15 protein-coding genes are annotated in these 20,395 nt (G+C 39.9%); 12 read left to right on the top strand and 3 right to left on the bottom strand.

Annotated elements, in window-relative coordinates; translation table 11 throughout:
• Positions 1-16: 16 nt before the first annotated feature.
• The 6 genes from GO621_RS17110 to bglX all read left to right on the top strand — a co-directional run bounded on the left by GO621_RS17110 (position 17) and on the right by bglX (position 13,295).
• Positions 17-2,923, top strand: a complete 2,907-nt coding sequence (locus GO621_RS17110; RefSeq protein WP_157569304.1) for a triple tyrosine motif-containing protein — start codon at positions 17-19, stop codon at positions 2,921-2,923.
• Positions 2,924-3,169: 246 nt separating this feature from the next.
• Entirely contained in the window at positions 3,170-6,193 is a 3,024-nt protein-coding gene (locus GO621_RS17105) for a SusC/RagA family TonB-linked outer membrane protein (protein WP_157569302.1), read from the top strand.
• Positions 6,194-6,204: 11 nt separating this feature from the next.
• Entirely contained in the window at positions 6,205-7,764 is a 1,560-nt protein-coding gene (locus GO621_RS17100) for a RagB/SusD family nutrient uptake outer membrane protein (RefSeq protein ID WP_157569300.1), read from the top strand.
• Positions 7,765-7,825: 61 nt separating this feature from the next.
• Positions 7,826-9,193, top strand: coding sequence for a glucoamylase family protein (locus GO621_RS17095; RefSeq protein WP_157569298.1), 1,368 nt, complete (start codon positions 7,826-7,828; stop codon positions 9,191-9,193).
• A 10-nt stretch (positions 9,194-9,203) separates the two neighbouring features.
• Positions 9,204-10,955, top strand: a complete 1,752-nt coding sequence (locus GO621_RS17090) for a family 43 glycosylhydrolase (protein ID WP_157569296.1) — start codon at positions 9,204-9,206, stop codon at positions 10,953-10,955.
• 12 nt (positions 10,956-10,967) lie between these two features.
• Positions 10,968-13,295 carry a beta-glucosidase BglX gene (bglX, locus tag GO621_RS17085; RefSeq protein WP_157569293.1) on the top strand — a complete coding sequence of 776 codons (2,328 nt, stop codon included), beginning with the start codon at positions 10,968-10,970 and terminating at the stop codon, positions 13,293-13,295.
• Between the two features lie 85 nt (positions 13,296-13,380).
• On the opposite strand, the gene GO621_RS17080 is transcribed toward bglX, so the two are convergent.
• The 3 genes from GO621_RS17080 to GO621_RS17070 are packed head-to-tail and all read right to left on the bottom strand — an operon-like array spanning position 13,381 to position 15,513.
• Complete coding sequence (locus GO621_RS17080; RefSeq protein ID WP_157569292.1) at positions 13,381-14,412, bottom strand: hypothetical protein; 1,032 nt, start codon at positions 14,410-14,412, stop codon at positions 13,381-13,383.
• A 5-nt stretch (positions 14,413-14,417) separates the two neighbouring features.
• Positions 14,418-14,729: a hypothetical protein gene (locus tag GO621_RS17075; protein WP_157569289.1), complete on the bottom strand. Its 312-nt coding sequence runs from the start codon at positions 14,727-14,729 to the stop codon at positions 14,418-14,420.
• A gap of 58 nt (positions 14,730-14,787) precedes the next feature.
• On the bottom strand, positions 14,788-15,513 hold the full coding sequence (locus GO621_RS17070) for a YebC/PmpR family DNA-binding transcriptional regulator (protein ID WP_157569287.1): 726 nt from the start codon (positions 15,511-15,513) through the stop codon (positions 14,788-14,790).
• Between the two features lie 215 nt (positions 15,514-15,728).
• Between GO621_RS17070 and GO621_RS17065 the strand changes: the two genes are divergently transcribed.
• The 6 genes from GO621_RS17065 to GO621_RS17040 all read left to right on the top strand — a co-directional run bounded on the left by GO621_RS17065 (position 15,729) and on the right by GO621_RS17040 (position 20,394).
• Positions 15,729-15,959: a hypothetical protein gene (locus tag GO621_RS17065; RefSeq protein ID WP_157569285.1), complete on the top strand. Its 231-nt coding sequence runs from the start codon at positions 15,729-15,731 to the stop codon at positions 15,957-15,959.
• Between the two features lie 97 nt (positions 15,960-16,056).
• On the top strand, positions 16,057-16,404 hold the full coding sequence (locus tag GO621_RS17060; RefSeq protein ID WP_317163466.1) for a PIN domain-containing protein: 348 nt from the start codon (positions 16,057-16,059) through the stop codon (positions 16,402-16,404).
• 96 nt (positions 16,405-16,500) lie between these two features.
• On the top strand, positions 16,501-17,514 hold the full coding sequence (locus tag GO621_RS17055) for an aspartate-semialdehyde dehydrogenase (protein WP_157569283.1): 1,014 nt from the start codon (positions 16,501-16,503) through the stop codon (positions 17,512-17,514).
• 68 nt (positions 17,515-17,582) lie between these two features.
• Entirely contained in the window at positions 17,583-18,476 is an 894-nt protein-coding gene (locus GO621_RS17050; protein WP_157569281.1) for a LysR family transcriptional regulator, read from the top strand.
• A gap of 66 nt (positions 18,477-18,542) precedes the next feature.
• Entirely contained in the window at positions 18,543-19,721 is a 1,179-nt protein-coding gene (locus GO621_RS17045) for a threonine synthase (protein ID WP_157569279.1), read from the top strand.
• 85 nt (positions 19,722-19,806) lie between these two features.
• A complete protein-coding gene (locus tag GO621_RS17040) occupies positions 19,807-20,394 on the top strand; it encodes a type 1 glutamine amidotransferase domain-containing protein (protein ID WP_157569277.1) in 588 nt (195 codons plus the stop codon).
• The last annotated feature ends 1 nt before the right edge of the window (position 20,395 follow it).

Raw genomic sequence — 20,395 nt, 5'->3', positions numbered from 1 at the left:
CATATTATATTCCTGAATGAGAAAAATTACTGGTTTATTATTAGTTCGCATCATCCTACTGCTTCTGTTTTTTCAATTTTCAAAAGCGGGCAATATCCAACGTATCGGTACTCCTTTTGTAGATAACTATACCAAAGGAATGTACCAGGCCGGCAATCAAAACTGGTCGGTAACCAAAGATGTGCGTGGCATTATGTATTTTGGTAATTCCGAAGGTTTATTATCTTTTGATGGCAAATACTGGCAACTAAACCGGATGCCGAACCGGCTGATTGTAAGAGCGGTGGCTGCCGACCGGAAAGACAGGATTTACGCAGGTGGCTTTGGCGAATTTGGTTATTGGAAGTATAGCAACACAGGCTTATTAACTTATCATTCGCTTATTGGCCTCGTTCCCACGCAGTATCAGCCAAAAGATGAAATATGGAAAATTTATGTAGATGGCAGTAAGGTGATTTTCCAGTCGTTTGCATCTATTTTTATTTATGAAAATGGTAAAATCAGTGTTGTAAAAGAGGATAATTCTTTCCTTTTTCTCTTTAAAGCAGGAACGCGTTATTTTGCAGAAGTTATTTCCAAAGGGTTGTTTGAACTGAAAGGGCAAAAACTCTTTCCGGTGCCTAACAGCAGTTTGTTAAGCAATATGGCCGTATTGTCTGTTCTTCCTTTTAAAAAAAATAGTTTTTTAATTGGTACAGCAAAAAGTGGTTTATTTATTTATGATAGTTTGGGCATTAAGCCCTGGAACAACCAGGCCAACAGTTTTTTAAAAACTTTTCAGCTTAACAATGGCGCTTTGGTTTTAAATCATTATTATGCTTTCGGAACTATTCTGAACGGCATCATTATTATTGATGAAAACGGAAACATTGTACAGCAGGTTAACAAAACAAGCGGCCTTCAAAATAATACTGTTTTAAGTGTTTTTACAGACCAGGAACAAAACTTGTGGACAGGTTTGGATAACGGGATCGACAGGATAGAGATCAATTCGCCGCTTTATTTTTACTTAGATAAAACCGGAAAGTTTGGTACGGTTTATTCGAGCATCATTTATAAAAATAAAATTTATATAGGCACTAATCAGGGATTATTTTACAGCGATTGGAACGAAAGTAACCCGCGTTATTTTCAGCATTTCGATTTTTTGCTTGTTCCGAATTCGCAAGGACAGGTTTGGGACTTGGCTTTGATAGACGGACAACTATTTTGTGGACATAATGAAGGCACTTATCTTGTAAACGGCACGCATCTTAATAAAATATCCGGCATTAATGGCGGCTGGATGATTAGCAAGTTAAATAATACACAGCAAAATGTGCTTGTACAGGGAACTTACACCGGCCTGGTTATTTACAGGAAAGATCAAAGCGGAAATTGGCATTTTTCTAATAAAGTAGATCATTTTGGAGAACCTTCCAGATACGTAGAACCAGATAATAAAGGCAATTTTTGGGTAAGCCATGCTTATAAAGGGCTTTACAAATTAAAACTGAGTGATGATTTAAAAGAGGCCAAAAGTGTTCGAATGTATGATCAGAAAAATGGTTTGCCTGACAATTTCCACATCGGTATTTTTAATTTAGAAGGCCAGCCTGTTTTTGCAACCAATTTGGGTTTTTACCGGTATGATGAAATAAGCGATCAATTTATTAAATACCAGCAACTTAATTCTGTGTTAGGTTCGTTTGCTTTTTCTAACAAAGTAATTAAAGCCGGTGATAAAAAATATTGGTTTATCAATCATGGAAAAATTGCTTTAGCTGATTTAACAAAACCCGGACAATTAAAAATCGATTCTATCAGTTTTAGCGAATTAAACGGAAGGATGCTGGAAACTTATGAAAACATTAGCAGGATCAATAATTCTTTTCATTTAATTAGTTTAGATGATGGGTTTGTAATTTATCATGCCCGGGATACCGGAACAGTTTCTAAAATTGTTTTACCAAATGTATTGATCCGGAAGGTAGAAAATACCAGTAACACAACGGATAAGATTGCTGTTACAGAAAATGACCCGATAAAAGCAGTATTTCCATATAGTAAAAATAACCTGCGTATTTCTTATTCGTTGCCGTATTACCACGAGGTAAAAATCAGGTACCAATATCAGTTGTCAGGTTTAAATGATAAATGGTCCGATTGGGGCAATCAAACACAAAAAGAATTTATCAATCTTCCTCCCGGTAAATATCAGTTTAAAGTTCGCGCAAAAGTAAATGACCAAAACGAGTCGGGCGAGGCAGTGTACAGTTTCGTAATTCTGTCGCCCTGGTACAATACCATCTGGGCATACTTCTTTTATGCACTGTTTTTTGTGTTGCTGGTTTGGCAGTTGCGAAAGTATTATTACCATAACCTGGAAATGCATCAAAACGCTATTCAGAAAAAGCTGCAAAAAGAAAAGGAAGAATATTTAAAACAGGAAGCTTTAGCCAATCAGCAGCGAATGGTTGAACTGCGTAATGAACAATTGCAAACGGAACTGGCCAGTAAAAGCCGTGAGCTAACCAACTCGGCTATGAACATCGTTTATAAAAATGAGCTGCTTCAAAAAATAAGAGAAGAATTAACGGCATTGCATGACGACCAGGGCAAAAGAATTTCTGCCGACAATATGAAGAAAATACAGAAAGTAATTGATGAAGGGAAAGTGGATGAACGCGATTGGAATTTGTTTGAAACCAGTTTTAATGAAACACATGAGAGCTTTTTCAAAAAACTTAAAGTCGGTCATCCAGACCTTGTACCAAATGATTTAAAGCTTTGTGCCTTTTTACGGATGAACATGAACAGTAAAGAAATAGCTTCTTTGCTAAATATAACCTTGCGAGGCGTAGAGATCAGGCGGTACAGACTACGCAAAAAATTAAATTTAGAACACGATCAGAACCTCGTTGAGTTTCTCATGGGATTATAATTACTACATCATTACCTCTCTCATACTGTTTTTATGCCTATAAAATTTGAATTAAAATAATTGTATTAATTCAAATTAATACTAACTTTTACAGGCTAAAGTATTGATGTCCACTTATATTACAAAGAATTATTTACTTTGGTTGCACATGATGTAGTAATGTTGAGTACATTTTTTTGGGATTAAATAATTGTAGTTAGACCTTTACGGCAGTTAAAACCAATTAACAACAATAATTAATTACTTATGAGAAAAATTTTTACCAGCCTTTGCGGTGCGGTATTGGTTTGTATTCTTTTTGTAAATGCTTCTTTTGCCCAGCAAAATATTAGAGGTACCGTAACTGATGCAACATCAGGCGAAACTTTAATAGGTGTAAGCGTTTTAGTTAAAGGAACTACAACCGGTACCCAAACAGATGTTAACGGTATGTTCAGCATCAATGCGCCTGCTAACTCAACCCTTAGTTTTACTTATGTTGGCTACACTACCCAAGAGGTTGCTGTTAGCAATCAAACCACTATTAACATCAGGCTTGCTTCCGCAGCAACGCAATTGGCACAAGTAGTGGTAATAGGTTATGGCACCCAACGCCGGAGGGATGTTACCGGTTCTGTAGCAACCGTAAACGGTGATGAACTGGCCCGGCAGCCTGTACAAACGCCAACCCAGGCCTTGCAGGGTAAAGTAGCAGGCGTACAGGTTATTTCATCCGGACAACCAAATTCCCAGCCACAAGTACGTATTCGTGGAACTGGTTCTGTTTTGGCAGGTGCGGAACCCTTGTATGTAGTGGATGGTGTACTAACAGACGACATCAGGAACATTAATAATGCTGATATTATCAGTGTTGATGTTTTAAAAGATGCTTCCGCTGCCATTTATGGTGTACGTGGTGCAAATGGTGTGGTCATCATTACGACACGTAAAGGCAAGATCGGGCCGCCTGTTGTTCGTTATGATGCTAATTCAGGTTTTAGTCAATTGGCCAATAAAGTAAAAATGGCCAACCGCGACCAGTATGTGGCCTACTTAAATGATGCTGATCCGGGTAAGATTAAATCCAGTGATGCAGCGCCTTTAACTATTCCCGGCACTACCGATTGGTATGGCGCTGTTTTAAGAAACGCTTTTTACATGAACCACAATGTTTCTGTTTCTGGTGGTTCTGATAAAAGCGATTACTTTGTTAGTGCTAATTATTTAACTAACAATGGTATTATTCAAACAAATAATTTTCAGCGGTTTACATTGCGTGAAAATTCAGACATTAATATTTCTGATAAATTAAAGCTAAGTTCTCAGCTTTCTTTAACCCGTGGCGCCGATCGCGCTGTTCCGCTTGGCGATACTTACAATAGCATTTACAGGGCAGCGCCTATTATTCCGGCAGAAACTGCTAATGGCTTATATGGCAATACTTCTGCATGGGGAAATGTGGGTAACCCTTTGCTGCAGATCAACAAAACCAATACCTTAAATATTGGCAACCGAGTTCAGGGTAACCTGGCATTGGATTATAATCCTTTAAAGTTTCTAAAATTACATACCGCCTTTAATGATGATGTGGTTTTTAATAATAATCGTTCTTACTTGTATCAATATAATAATGATGCCAGTACATTTACGATTGCTGGAGGTAATCAGCGCCAAACCAATAGTTCGTTAACTGCAGAACAAAATAATTCTTACCATTATGTTTGGGACAATACAGCTACTTACGATCAAACTTTTGGTGAAAGCCATTTAGTTGTTTTAGGTGGCTATTCGATGGAGAAATTCAGGTCAAGTTTTATTAATGGTACACGCGTTAATGTGCCTGCAAGTCCTGATGAATGGTTTTTAAGTTTAGGTGATCCGAGCTTGAATGCATTAGATGCAAACGGCGGAGATTTATATACGCGCCAATCATTCTTCACCCGGGCCAATTATAGTTTTGGAGGGAAGTATTTGTTAAGCGGTACTTTTCGCCGTGATGGAAGTTCCAGGTTTAGCACACGATATGGCAACTTTTACACAGTAGGTGCGGGCTGGGTAATTAGTGAGGAAAGTTTTATGAAAAATCAAAAGATCTTCAGTAACCTTAAATTAAGGGGAAGTTATGGCGAATTAGGAAATGATAACATTGGTACCGGGCTTTATGTAGTTACAGCAGCAATTAACCAGCCGTACTATTTCAACAACGGTACTCTTACTTATGGTAGTGTTATACAGGATATAAAAGACACTAACTTAAAATGGGAAACCACTAACCAATTAGATTTAGGTATCGAGTACGGCTTTTTAAACAATCGTTTAACAGGTGAGGCAGATTATTACAATAAAAAAGTTAAGAATGCCCTAACTTATGTATCCATTCCTGGTATTTTAGGTGATCCTGATAACCAGTATGTTACTAATGCTGCTTCTTATAAAAATGAAGGTGCTGAGGTTTCTTTAAACTGGAGCGATAAAGTTGGCCCTAAATTTAAATACAGCATTGGTGCTAATTTAGCGTACAATAAAAACACGGTAATTGGTTTAAACGGTGGGCAAGCTTTACAAGGCGGTGGAGTAGGCGGACAAGGAAATGTAACCCGTACAGATAATGGCCATCCGATAGCCAGTTTCTATGTGTTGCAGGCAACAGGTATTTTTCAAAACCAGGCGCAGGTTAATGCCGCCCCTACTAATACTTATGAAGCCAATAAAGTTGGCGGTTTAATGTATGCTGATATCAACCACGATGGTAAAATTGATGCAAACGACCGTATTTATGCAGGTTCTTATCAGCCTAAATTCTTTGGCGGGTTCAATGTGAGCATGAGTTATGGTGATTTTGATTTAAATGCAGATTTTTATGGCAACTGGGGAAACAAGATTTATAATGGTAAAAAAGCTTACCGTTACAGCCCGGAAGACAATATCGAATCCAATTACGCTAATAACCGGTGGACAACTTCTAACCCATCCACAACAGATCCGAACGTAATTACGCAGTCAACTCCGGCATCAACTTACTTTATAGAATCGGGCGCATTTCTTCGCCTTAATAATCTTTCCCTGGGATATACTGTTCCTTCGGAATTATTAAAAAGAGCAAAAATCTCCCGCTTGCGCATCTTTGCAACTTCACAAAATTTGTTTACTGCAAAGCGTTACAGTGGCTTTAGTCCGGAGTTACAAGGTTTAGATCCTAATAATACTACTAATATTTTAAGTTCTGGTATTGAATTAGGCACTTATCCAACTATCCGTACCTTTTCATTTGGCTTAAATCTTCAGTTTTAATCATCAGCAACATGAAAAAAATAGTTAATAAAAAAATAATAATGATTACCTCCTGCATTGCTTTGTTATCCATGAGCTTTGAGGGCTGTAAAAATTACCTCGATGTAAACCCACAGGGGCAAATTACACAGGCACAAATAGCAACAGACCCGGTTGCTGCCCAGAATTTGGTTACAGGTATTTATAATGTATTTTATATTGGTGGTTTCGCTCCTGATATTGATAGTTTCCAATTTGTGATCATGACCGATATTGCATCGGATGATGGTGATAAAGGGAGTACGCCAACAGATTATGGCGATGCTTTGCAAATCGATAACTTGCAGACACCTGCTACCAATGGCGTTGTTAATAATGTCTGGAACGGATATTACCAGGGAATTGCACGGACTAACCAGGCATTAGGCCAGTTGCAAACAGCAACTTTTGATGCTACCACAAAAAACAAGTTGATTGGGGAAACCAGGTTTTTACGGGCTTATTTCTATTTCAATCTTGTACGGCTTTTTGGTGGCGTTCCTAAGTTAGATCATGTTCCAAGCGTAAGCGAGGCAAATAGTCCGCAACTGCAAACCCGTGCTTCTGCAGCAGATATTTATGCTTTTATTGTAAGCGATCTTGATTTTGCGGTAACTAATTTACCCGACAAAGGCGCTACTGATGTGGGTAGGGCAACAAAAAGCGCAGCCCAGGCATTAGAAGCCAAAGTTTATCTGTACATGAAAAACTACCAGAAAGCTTATGACCTTTCTCAAGTCGTAATTACAGGTGGCAAGTATTCATTGGTAAAAGATTATTCTTTAATCTGGCGCGAAAAGCCATCTGCAGCAGGCGACGGCGGAAACAATAATAGCGAATCAATTTTTGAGATTCAGGCAGGTATTAACAAGGATTGTTCTGCCGGTATCAACTTGTACACCGTATCGCAAGGGCCGCGCGCCGGTAATAAATATGGTTGGTCTGATCTGGGTTTTGGCTTTAATAATCCATCAGCTAGTTTACAAAAAGAATACGAAGTCGGAGACGTCCGTAAAAACGGAACGATCATTTTTATCAACCCTACAACTCCCACTAATTCTAAAGGTACGGTATTGTTTGATGGTTTCAGGATACCGAGTCAGGATTCTGTGCAAAACTCAACCTACAGCTATAAAGCCTATCACAGCCGCACGGCAGAAAGTAATTGCGGCGGTAATACAGACCGGTTACCGAAACAGGTGCGTATTTTAAGGTATGCTGATGTGTTATTAATTAATGCGGAAGCAGCAGTACAATTAGGAAATACAGGAGCTGCAACCACTGATCTTCATTTAGTACGCGCAAGGGCAGGCTTACCAGACGTAGCACCAACACTTACTGCAATTTGGCACGAACGCCGTGTAGAATTGGCGTTAGAACATGATCGTTTCTTCGATTTAGTTCGGCAGGATGCTGTTCAGCCAGGCCGGGCAGCAGCAGCTTTTGCAGCAGATGGGGGTAAAACATGGTCGGCAACACGTGCTTTGTTTCCGATACCACAAGCACAAATTGATTTAAGCGGTGGAAAACTAACCCAAAACCCTGGTTATTAAAATCATTTTTTCAGCCGGAGTAAAAGCTACTCCGGCATTGTCTTTGTAAAATAATAGAATAATGCTGTTAAAAAGAGTATCTGTTAATAAAATAGCAGTTGGTTTAATGCTGTTTAATACTGTTTTTACCACTATATTTTCATCAACAGTTCAAGCCCAGTCTAAAAAAAAACTCACAGACAACCAATTACTGGATACGGTCCAGTACCGTACTTTTAAATACTTCTGGAATGGTGCGGAACCAGTTTCAGGCATGGCACATGAACGTATTCATATGGATGGCATTTATCCGGATAACGATCAAACTACCATTGCAACCGGTGCATCAGGTTTTGGCGTGATGGCTCTTTTAGTTGGCATAGAACATCATTTTATCACCCGTAAACAAGGCACAGAACGCTTTGAAAAAATTGTAAGCTTCCTGGAAAAAGCTGACCGTTTTCACGGAGCTTATGCCCATTGGATGCTGCCAGACGGAAAAGCAAAAGCATTCGGAAAAACAGATAACGGAGGTGATTTAGTAGAAACTTCTTTCCTGATGCAAGGCTTGCTTTGCGTTCGTCAATATTATGCAAAGGGATCACCAGAAGAAAAAAAACTTGCTGCACGAATAGATAAAATCTGGAAAGGAGTTGATTACAACTGGTACCGGCAAAATAATCATAACGTATTATACTGGCACTGGTCGCCGCAATATGCGTGGATCGAAAACTTTCCGGTAGAAGGTTATAATGAATGTTTGATTATGTACGTGCTTGCTGCGTCTTCGCCAACACATACTATTCCTGCCGCAGTTTATCAGGAAGGCTGGGCGCGCAGCGGCGGTATCGAAACCAATATTAAGCCTTTTGGATACCTCATCACCTTAAAACACAATGTAGAACAAGGTAAGTACGTTGGGCCGCTTTTCTGGGCGCACTATTCTTACCTCGGCCTTAACCCGAAAGGTTTGAAGGATAAATCCGCCGATTATTGGCTGCACAATACCGATCATACTTTAATTAACCGCGCTTATTGTGTAGAAAACCCCAAGCATTATAAAGGCTACGGCGCAAATTCATGGGGCTTAACCGCAAGTTATTCTGTAAAAGGTTACGCTGCACATAATTCTAACGAAAAAGACGATCTGGGTGTGATTGCCCCAACAGCTGCAATCTCCTCTTATCCTTACACGCCCAAAGAATCTATGCAGGTAATACGCCATTTATATGAAGATCTGGGCGATAAACTTTGGGGCAAGTACGGTTTTTACGATGCTTATAGTGAAACCGCGGATTGGTACCCGAAAAAATATTTAGGTATTGACCAGGGGCCGCAAGTGGTCATGATCGAAAACGGGCGTACCGGTTTGCTTTGGAAATTATTTATGAGCTGCCCCGAAGTAAAGCAAGGCTTAAAAAAACTCGGTTTTACCAGTCCGCAAATATAAGTGAAGTATAATGCAGAAACTCGTTTTAACGGCAATGCTTCTTTTAGGCATGTTTTTTCATGGCTTAGCTCAACCGGCACAAAAAACTTACTGTAACCCGATGAACCTGGATTACGGTTATACACCTATTCCAAATTTCTCGGAAGCAGGCAGGCACCGGGCAACAGCAGATCCGGTTATTGTTCGATATAAAGATGATTACTACCTGTTCTCTACCAACCAGTGGGGTTACTGGTGGAGCCACGATTTAAGCAACTGGCATTTTGTTTCCCGTTCCTTTCTTCGTCCTGATTTAAAAGTTTATGATGATTTATGTGCACCAGCAGTTTGGATTCAGCGCGATACAATGCTGGTTTTCGGCTCTACTTATTCGCGTAATTTCCCTATTTGGATGAGTACAAATCCCAAAGGAAATGAATGGAAAGAAGCAATACATAAATTTGATATTGGAGGCTGGGACCCTGATTTTTTTGTGGATGATGACAGCCGATTATACATGTATAATGGCAGCAGCAATAAATTCCCGTTGTACGGAGTAGAAATCAACCGAAAAAACTTTGAGCCGATAGGAACACGAACAGAAATGTATCTCTTAGAACCAAACCGCTACGGCTGGCAGCGTTTCGGCGAATATTTAGATAATACTTTTCTCGATCCTTTTATGGAAGGTGCCTGGATGACCAAGCATAACGGGAAATATTACTTGCAATACGGCGCGCCAGCAACCGAATTTAGCGGTTATGCTGATGGCGTTATTGTGGGCGATCATCCGCTTGGCCCTTTCGTACCGCAATCTATGCCTTTTAGTTATAAACCTGGCGGTTTCGCAAGAGGCGCTGGCCATGGCAGCACTTTTACCGATCATTGGGAAAATTACTGGCATATTTCCACACAAGTTATCAACGTAAAAAATAATTTTGAACGGAGATTAGGATTATGGCCAGCCGGTTTTGATCAGGACGGTGTAATGTACATGGATGCTGCTTTTGGCGATTATCCAACCTATCTTCCTTCAGCTAAAGCCGATCACCTAAAAAGTAGTTTTACGGGCTGGATGCTGTTAAATTATAACAAACCGGTGCGGGTTTCTTCTACTTTGGGCGGCTATCACGCCAATGATGCAGTTGATGAAAATATCAAAACCTACTGGAGCGCCGCAAGCGGAAATAAGGGCGAATGGATAGAAACCGATTTAGGAAATTTATCTACCGTCCGAGCCATCCAGATCAATTATGCTGATCAGGATGTGGATACTTCTTTTCTTGGCAAAAAAAACGGCATCTATCATCAATACCGTTTATGGCAATCTGCAGACGGTAAGAAATGGAAGATTTTAGTGGATAAAAGCAATAACAAAACGGATGTCCCGCATGATTATGTCGAGCTGCCCCAGCCGGTAAAAACACGATTTATCAAACTGGAAAACATCCACATGCCAACGGGGAAGTTTGCCATTAGTGGTTTACGGGTTTTTGGCAATGGCAACGGCGCAAAACCTCAGCCTGTAAAAAACTTTGTTGTTTTAAGGGGAGAAGCGGATAAGCGGAGCGCCTGGATCAGGTGGCAGCTTTCCAGCGATGCTTATGCTTACAATATTTATGTAGGCACAGCTCCGGATAAATTGTACAACTGCATCATGGTTTATAATGCCAACGATTATTGGTTTAAAGCGATGGACAAAAACGTTCCGTACTATTTTTCCATCGAAGCCATTAACGAAAACGGAACTTCAACCCGTACTAAAATTTTAAAATCAGAATAAAAATATCTTACCATGAACAAAGCTACTTGCTTAACTATACTCGCTTTAGCTTTTGCACCTGCCGCTTTCGCACAAAAAGCTGCTGTTGCAAATGCTTCTTTTACCGCCCAAAAAGCTGTAAAGGCTGATCCGAAAATGGACCAGTTTATTTCATCCCTGATGAAGAAAATGACGCTGGATGAAAAGATCGGCCAGTTAAACCTTCCAAGTTCCGGTGATTTTACAACCGGAACGGCCAGTAATACCGGCATCGCACAAAAGATACAAGCCGGACAGGTAGGAGGATTGTTCAATATTAAATCAGTAGCCAAGATCCGCGAAGTGCAAAAGCTGGCTGTAGAAAAAAGCCGTTTAAAAATACCTTTGATCTTCGGCATGGATGTGATCCACGGGTACGAAACCGTTTTCCCGATCCCTCTTGGATTATCCTGTAGCTGGGATATGCAGGCAATCGAAAAAAGCGCACGCATAGCAGCAACAGAAGCCAGCGCCGACGGAATTTGCTGGACGTTTTCGCCAATGGTTGATATTTCCCGTGACCCGCGCTGGGGGCGTATGTCTGAAGGTTCGGGAGAAGATCCGTATTTAGGTTCGCAAATTGCACGGGCAATGGTACAAGGTTACCAGGGAGATAATTATTCTAAACCAAATCGCATTATGGCATGTGTAAAGCACTTTGCTTTATACGGAGCTATTGAAGCCGGCCGTGAATATAACACCGCCGATATGAGCCATGTGCAAATGTATAACGATTATTTCCCACCTTATAAAGCTGCTGTTGATGCAGGAGCAGGTAGTGTGATGGCTTCTTTTAATACGGTGGACGGCATCCCGGCAACCGGAAATAAATGGCTGTTAACAGATGTATTGCGCAAACAGTGGGGCTTTAATGGCTTTGTAGTAACCGATTACACGGGTATTAATGAAATGACTGCACATGGCATGGGCGATCTGCAGCAGGTTTCTGCTTTAGCATTAAAAGCAGGCGTGGATATGGATATGGTTGGCGAAGGTTTTCTAACCACGCTAAAAAAATCATTAGCTGAAGGAAAAATAAGGCAGCAGGAAATCGACAATGCTTGCCGTAACGTGCTTCAGGCAAAATATATGTTAGGACTTTTTGCTGATCCTTACCGTTTTTGCAATGTAAAAAGGGCACAAACAGAAATCTATTCGGAAGCTAACCGCAAAGCAGCCCGGGAAATTGCCGCAAAAAGCTTTGTTCTCCTAAAAAACGATAACAACATTTTGCCGCTAAAAAAAAGCGGGACCATTGCGCTGATCGGCCCGCTGGCTGATGCAAAAAATAATATGTCGGGTACGTGGAGCGTTGCTGCGGATGCATCAAAATACAAATCTTTTTTAACTGCCTTAAAAGATGCAGTCGGCAACAAAGCAAAAATTGTTTATGCCAAAGGTTCTAACCTGGATGCTGATCCTGCCTTTGAAACCCGCGCAACCATGTTCGGCAAAACCTTGAACCGTGATCAACGCCCCGCAAATGAAATTTTACAGGAAGCCTTAAAAACTGCTGAAAAAGCAGATGTAATTGTAGCAGCCGTTGGCGAATCGGCAGAAATGAGCGGCGAAAGCAGCAGCCGCAGCAATATTCAAATTCCAAAAATCCAACAGGAATTATTGCAGGCTTTGTTAAAAACCGGAAAACCGGTTGTGTTGGTATTGTTTACCGGCCGGCCGCTTGATCTAACCTGGGAAAGCAAAAATGTACCGGCAATCCTGAACGTTTGGTTCGGCGGATCGGAAGCTGGTGATGCTATTTCTGATGTTTTATTTGGAGACGTAAATCCTTCTGGAAAACTTACGGCTACTTTTCCTCAAAATGTTGGTCAGGTGCCGTTATATTACAATCACAAAAACACAGGCCGTCCGTTGGGCGAAGGTGAGTGGTTCCAGAAATTCCGTTCCAATTATCTTGATGTTTCCAACGATCCGCTTTATCCGTTCGGTTTTGGGTTGAGCTATACTTCTTTTAGCTATGAAAAACCGGTATTAGATAAAAATAAGATCAGCAAAAATGAAGAACTGCATGTAACTGTAAAAGTTACCAATACCGGAAATTACGATGGGGAAGAAGTAGTACAGCTTTACATCCGTGATCTGGTTGGATCAATCACCCAGCCGGTTAAAGAGCTAAAAGGTTTCCAGAAAGTGTTTTTGAAGAAAGGTGAAAGCAAGAATATACTATTCACCATCACCAATAACGACTTGAAATTCTATAATTTAGAACTGAAATTTGATTCTGAACCAGGAGATTTTGAAGTTTTCACCGGAACAAATTCTCATGATGTACAATCAGCTAATTTTACCTTATTGCCCTAAAGAAGCTATCGATGCTTCTTTTACCGGTGTTTTTTCTGTGCTTTGATTTCCATAGTTAAGCATAGGATTTAGGTTGATAAAAAACTTACTCAGCCAGTGGCGGTGGATTTTCACCTGCCGGTTTAGGCATATTTTTCATCTGGAAGCGGGGCTTGTAAACAGGCTTCGCTTCTTTGTTTTCTGCGGGTGCAGTTGCCGGTTCTGGGTTTTCGGTTGCCGGTTCTGGCGCTGAGCTTTCTGCCGGTTCATCCGTTTTTGCGGCTTCCGGATCTTGTTCCGCAGGCTTTACATTTTTCATCTGAAAGCGCGGTTTATAAACTAGTTTTGCAGGTACTTCCTCAGATCTGCTTTCTGGTTCGGCTGTTTTTGTCGGTAGCATGTTTTCTGTTTCTACTTCCGATGCTGTTTTTACCGTATCTTTTTTAATATTTTGCATATTAAACCGTGGTTTAAATGCAGGTTTTGCAGCAGGTATTTCTTCTGCCTTATTTTCAAGTTCTTCAGCCGGACCTGTTTGTGCGTTTTCTGTTTCTTCCGATGCTGTTTTTACCGCATCTTTTTTAATGTTCTGCATATTAAACCTTGGTTTAAATGCAGGTTTTGCTTCTGGTTCAGTTGTTGGTTCTGTGTTCTCCGTTTCCGGTTCTGGTGCAGCTTCCGGTTTCTTGATATTTTTAGGGTTAAAACGAGGTTTAAAAGCAGGTTTGGGTGCTGCTTCTGAAGGCGTTTCTGATGAGCCTTCCTTTATCTCTTTTTCTATTTCAGCTAACGAAACATCCTGTTCCGGTACGTTTTCTTCCACTAATTCCGTCAGGTTATCTTCTTTAAACTTCGGCCTTTCGATGGCTGCGTTTAAATTTTGTGCGGCTGCAGCGGCTACACCTTGCATTGCTGTTTGCGAAATGGCTTCCGCTTGTACTGGGTGCGGTTTCGCTTCCTGCGCTAAAGGATAGGTACGGCGTAAATTGTTAAACCAGTATTTTTTGGTGTGATCGAAGCTTTTTTCGCCCATTAAAGGATAATGCCTGCTAAACTCGGCAAATAAAGCAGGTTCGGCCTGTTGCAATTGCTGCAGGTCTATCTTTTTCTTCTTGAAAAAATCTTCAAACGTTAACATCAGGACTATTTAAAAACCGCATCTTCTAAACGTTTAACACGGGTTTCCATGTCTAAAACCTTATTTAAGGTAGTTTCAATACTGTCTAAACGTTTAGCGTTTCGTTCACCTAAAGCTAAAAACCGCTCATTGAAATTTTGCTGCTGTTCAAAATGCTTAACAGAAACATCCATAAAAGTGTTCAGGGTATCGCCAATTCTAATTATAGCTTCCCCTTGTTTTTCCAAAAGCTTGGTGTGTAAATCTAAAATTCCGTCATGCTGGTCCATTTTCCGCAGGATATCAGCAATAATTGCAAGCAAATCTTTATCAGCCATAATATTTTAGTTTAAACAAACAAGCTACTTCTTTTATCGCATAAAAATAGTAAAACAATTATTCAGCCATATTGTGATAAACGGCCTGCACATCGTCGTCTTCTTCCAGTTTATCAATCAGTTTCATTACATCAGCAACCTGTTCTTCCGTTACTTCATGATGAGATTGTGCAATACGTTCCAACTTGGCGCTTTTGGTTTCAATGCCTTTTTCTTCCAAAGCTTTCTGCATCTTGCCAAAATCTTCATAAGCAGCGTGAATAACGGCTACATCATTTCCTTCTTCGTCCTGTTCAACAAATAAATCCTCCAGTCCGGCATCAATCAGTTCCAATTCCAGCTCGTCCAAATCCTGATCTTTAGGATCAAAAGTAAAAACAGATTTCCGGCTGAAAATAAAATCCAAAGAACCGGTTTTGCCTAAAGAACCGTTGGTTTTGGTAAAATAACTGCGCACGTTGGCCACAGTTCTGTTGGTATTATCCGTAGCGGTTTCTACCAAAACAGCCACGCCATGCGGCGCATAACCTTCGTAAACAATTTCGTCGTAGTTGCTTTCATCTTTGCTGGTTGCACGTTTGATGGCTGCTTCCACACGGTCTTTCGGCATGTTTACGGCTTTGGCATTTTGCATGGCTGTACGTAACCTGGAGTTGGTTTCCGGACTGCCGCCGCCAGCTTTCACCGCCATCACAATCTCTTTTCCTAAGCGTGTAAACTGCACGGCCATTTTGGCCCATCTTTTAAATTTTCTTTCTTTACGGAATTCAAATGCTCTTCCCATTTATGTTTTTGTAGTTGATGGTTAATAGTTCATGGCCGATAGCCAAAAGCTGTCGGTAATCAGCCTCAAAGTTAAAAATTTGTGTTAAAGGTTTAGGATTTGGTTTTGAGTTGATGCTTCTTTTATGCACTAAAAATTGGTGTTAAATGATGTGTTCTTTATTCCTCAGTAAAAAATTTATAAATTCGTTTTAATATTATAAGGAACAACATTTTATGGAAAAGCAAAGCCCTAAAACTTCAGATGAAACCAAGTTATCATTTGCTGACTTTAAATCTTATTCCGTTGAGGAGATTATGGCAGCCGGCGGTACAACTGCTTTTGCCAATAAATCAGGCAAACATCCGCAACAGCTTGTAGAAGCGTTGAAAAATTTGCCTGCTGATGCTTTTCTTACTGAGGAGGAATTAGAACTTGCTTTGAAAATGTTAAAGGACAATAAATGAATTTGTTGTTTGATACTAATATTTTACTTCAGTTTGCAAAAAGTTTAAGCCCTGAACTTTTAATGCAGGTTATCACCCAAAAAATCAAGAAGTATTTATATCAATTGTTTCTGTTGCAGAGTTAAAATCGATAGCACTACAAAATAACTGGGGAATTAAAAGATTACAGGTTATAGATGTATTTTTGAATAAAGTAAATTTTGTTGAGATAAATGAAAGCTTAACTAATATTTATGTTGAAATCGACGCTTATTCTCAATGCCGGAACCCTTCTTACTCAAATTATCCTTTTCTAACATCCCGAAACATGGGTAAAAATGACTTATGGATCGCTTCAACTGCTGCATTATTAGGTTTAAAATTAGTAACAACCGATGCTGACTTTAACCACTTACATCGCGTGTTTCTCGAAGTTCAATATATTAATCCCAAAGTTTTGAAATGATTCGGGCATTTCTATTGTTTATTCCTTCTTCAAAAAGCCAAAAATTTTCGCATATTTGGATAATTAACAAAATCATATTTATAGTTTAAAACAAAAATGAAAGTAGCAGTAGTAGGCGCCACCGGCCTGGTGGGAACGAAAATGTTGCAGGTTCTGGCAGAACGCAACTTTCCTGTAACAGCATTAATTCCGGTAGCATCAGAAAAGAGCATTGGCAAGGAAGTTGAATTTAAGGGAAAGCAGTACAAGGTGGTTTCAGCAGAAACCGCGATTAGCATGAAGCCGGATATCGCATTATTTTCTGCCGGCGGCAACACTTCATTACAACAAGCCCCGCTTTTTGCATCAGCTGGTATTACTGTAGTTGATAATTCATCAGCCTGGCGCATGGACCCAACCAAAAAACTGGTCGTTCCGGAAGTAAATGCTGATGTTTTAACTGCGGAAGATAAAATTATCGCCAATCCGAATTGCTCTACTATTCAGATGGTTGTGGCTTTAAAACCGCTTCACGACGCTTATAAAATTAAACGTGTTGTTGTTTCTACTTATCAATCTGTAACCGGAACAGGCGTAAAAGCAGTTGACCAGTTGATGAACGAGCGTAAAGGCATTGATGGGCCGATGGCTTATCCGTACAAAATCGATTTAAACGTGCTCCCTCATATTGATGTATTTACCGATAATGGTTACACCAAAGAGGAAATGAAAATGATCCTGGAAACCAAAAAAATTATGGGCGATGACAGCATTAAGGTTACCGCAACTACCGTTCGTATCCCGGTGATGGGCGGCCACTCAGAATCCGTAAATATTGAGTTTGAGAAAGATTTTGATTTAGGTGAAGTAAAAGAACTATTAGAAAAAGCACCAGGCGTTGTTGTAGTTGATGATGTTGCAAACCTGAAATATCCAACTCCGTTAGAAGCACACGAAAAAGACGAGGTTTTTGTAGGAAGGATCCGCAGAGATGAAACGCAGCCAAATACTTTAAACTGCTGGATCGTTTCTGATAACTTACGCAAAGGCGCAGCAACAAATGCTATTCAAATTGCAGAATATTTAATGGCAAACCATTTAATTGGCGAGCCGGTAGAAGTAGAAGTTTAATTTAAAATACCATTTTTTAAAGGGCGATAGGAATTTCTTATTGCCCTTTTTTAGTCGATAAAAACAGCATGATCTCTATCACGCATCGTGTTTTTCTGGAAGTAGCTGCACATTTAAGCTTTTCTAAAGCTTCCAAAGCTTTATTTATCAGTCAGCCTGCGGTAAGTAAACAGATCAAAATTTTAGAAGATCAGTACAAACTGCCGCTTTTTGAACGGAAAGGCAATTCCATTTTAATTACCGAAGCCGGGCAAAAGCTTTACTACTATTTATTAGAAGCACGTGAGATTGAGAAAAAAATTGAATTCGACCTGTTAACATTAAGCAAAGGAGAAGGTGCAGCAGGTTTTTTAAAATTAGGTGCCAGTACAACCATCGCATTATACATTCTGCCTTCCATTTTATCCGGCTTCCAGCAAAAATTTCCAAATGTGGATATACAGTTGGTTAACCGAAATTCGGAAAATGTGATGAACGCCTTGCTAAACCATGAAATTGATGTAGGTATTATTGAAGTGGAAAACAAACTCACCACCGTTTCTTATCAGCATTTTATGAATGATGAAGTAATTGCCATCTGCTCTAAAAAAAGTGCTTTAGCCGGAAAAAGTTTAACGATAGAAGAATTAAAAACAGTTCCGTTAGCTTTGCGGGAACGTGGCTCAGGAACTTTAAATGCACTTTTGCATACTTTGGCTGGTCATCCTATCAAACCTTCAGATCTAAAAGTTAAAATCAGGCTTGGCGGGACCGAAGCGCTAAAAAACTTTTTATTGGCAGATGAAATTCTTGGTTTTTTACCTCGCCCTTCTATCTTGCGCGAATTAAATTCGGGCGATCTGGTAGAAGTTCCGGTTAAAGGTTTAAGCGTTAAAAGAGAATTCTTTTTTATCCGCAGAAAAGGAAGTGAAGAATACGGCTTAACGAAACAATTTATCCGCTATTGTTTACAATCATTATAAATTTAAGTTATAGCTTATGAAATAATTGTATAAGCTTGGTTATCATGCACCATCTACTTTTGTTGTATGCAAACCACTATTGAAAGCGTTTCTTTAGCTACAGATTTAATCTGCTCTCGTTGTAAACAACCGTACGATATTCATCAACTCCATACTTTTTCGCCTTGTTGTAACAAACCTTTTTTGGTTAACTATGATCTTGCTGATGCTCCCGAAAAAGAGGAATTAAAAAACCGCCGTCAGGATATGTGGCGTTATCAGGAGTTTCTGCCTGTTTTTGATGCTGAAAATATTGTGACTTTAGGCGAAGGTTTTACGCCCGTTAGGCTTTTTGAAAATTTTAAAAACGTTGATATTTATCTGAAAGATGAAAGCTATAATCCGTCCGGCTCTTTTAAAGCACGAGGGATCGGTATGGCTGTTTCTAAAGCCAAAGAATTAGGCGTAACGCATTGCATCGTTCCAACAGCCGGAAATGCTGGCAGCGCATTAGCTGTTTTTTGTGCAAAAGCAGGCATCAAAGCAACAGTGGTAATGCCAAGCCATACGCCTGCAATTTTTATTCAAGAATGTAAACTACACGGCGCAGAAGTAATTTTAATTGATGGTTTAATCAGCGATTGCGGTAAAAAAGTAGCAGAAATGAAGCTGGAAACCGGCGCTTTTGATGTTTCTACCTTAAAAGAACCTTATCGTATTGAAGGCAAAAAAACAATGGGCTACGAAATTGCCGAGCAGTTTAACTGGCAACTGCCTGATGTAATTGTTTATCCAACCGGCGGCGGAACTGGTTTAATCGGCATCTGGAAAGCTTTCCGGGAAATGCAGCAAATGGGCTGGATTGAAGGAAAACTGCCTCGAATGGTTGCTGTGCAATCTTCAGCTTGTCAGCCTGTGGTTAAAACTTATGCTTCTTTTACCGGACAAAAAAATGATTACGAACTTCCGTCGGCTTCTGTAGCTAACGGTTTGGCCGTTCCTTTTCCTTTCGGGATGGATTTAATGATGGAAGTTTTAACCGGATCAAACGGAACAGCAATTGCATTAAGCGAGGAAGAAATTATCAGCGCAACTATTGAAGCCGCACAGCAAAAAGGCACATTAATGGCTCCTGAAGGTGCTGCCGTTTGGAAAGCTACACGAAAACTGATTGATGCAGGCTGGATCAAAGAAAATGAAAAAGCACTAATATTAAATACCGGAACAGGTTATAAATATCTGGATAATATTATTCTAAGACAGTAATCGTCAAATTTTGTTAATTGTAAAACCAACTTTAACATTAGCTGTAGTTAGTTCAATATTAAACTACACAAAAATAAAAATGATTATGGCTGATTTAAGTAATAAAACAGTAGCAATATTAACCGAAGAAGGTTTTGAACAAGTAGAATTAACCAGTCCGCTGGAAGCTTTAAAAGAAGCAGGCGCAACAGTACATGTAATTTCTCCGGAAGGCGGCGAAATTAAAGCCTGGGACCAAACCAATTGGGGAATTACTATTAATGCAGATAAAAAACTGGAAGATGCCAATCCGGATGATTACGATGCTTTGGTACTTCCGGGCGGCGTTTTAAACCCTGATAAATTACGTCAGCATAAAGATGCAGTAGCTTTTGTATCAGCATTTTTAGATGAAGGTAAACCGGTTGCAGCCATTTGCCACGGTCCGCAAACGTTGATTGAAACCGGCATGATCAGCGGAAGGACCATGACTTCCTATCCATCTTTAAAAACAGATTTGAAAAATGCCGGTGTAAATTGGGTTGATGAAGAAGTGGTAGCCGATAAAGGCTTGGTAACCAGCCGTACACCAAAAGATTTACCGGCTTTCAATAAAAAAATGATCGAAGAAATCCTGGAAGGAAAACACCAGGTGCCGGAAGTACATCATTCTCCGGGTGAAGAAATTTTATAAA

The sequence above is a fragment of the Mucilaginibacter arboris genome (assembly GCF_009754915.1).
Classification (GTDB): domain Bacteria; phylum Bacteroidota; class Bacteroidia; order Sphingobacteriales; family Sphingobacteriaceae; genus Mucilaginibacter_A; species Mucilaginibacter_A arboris.
Note: the sequence above shows the minus strand (reverse complement) of the source record. Positions and strands in the feature narration are given on the sequence as shown.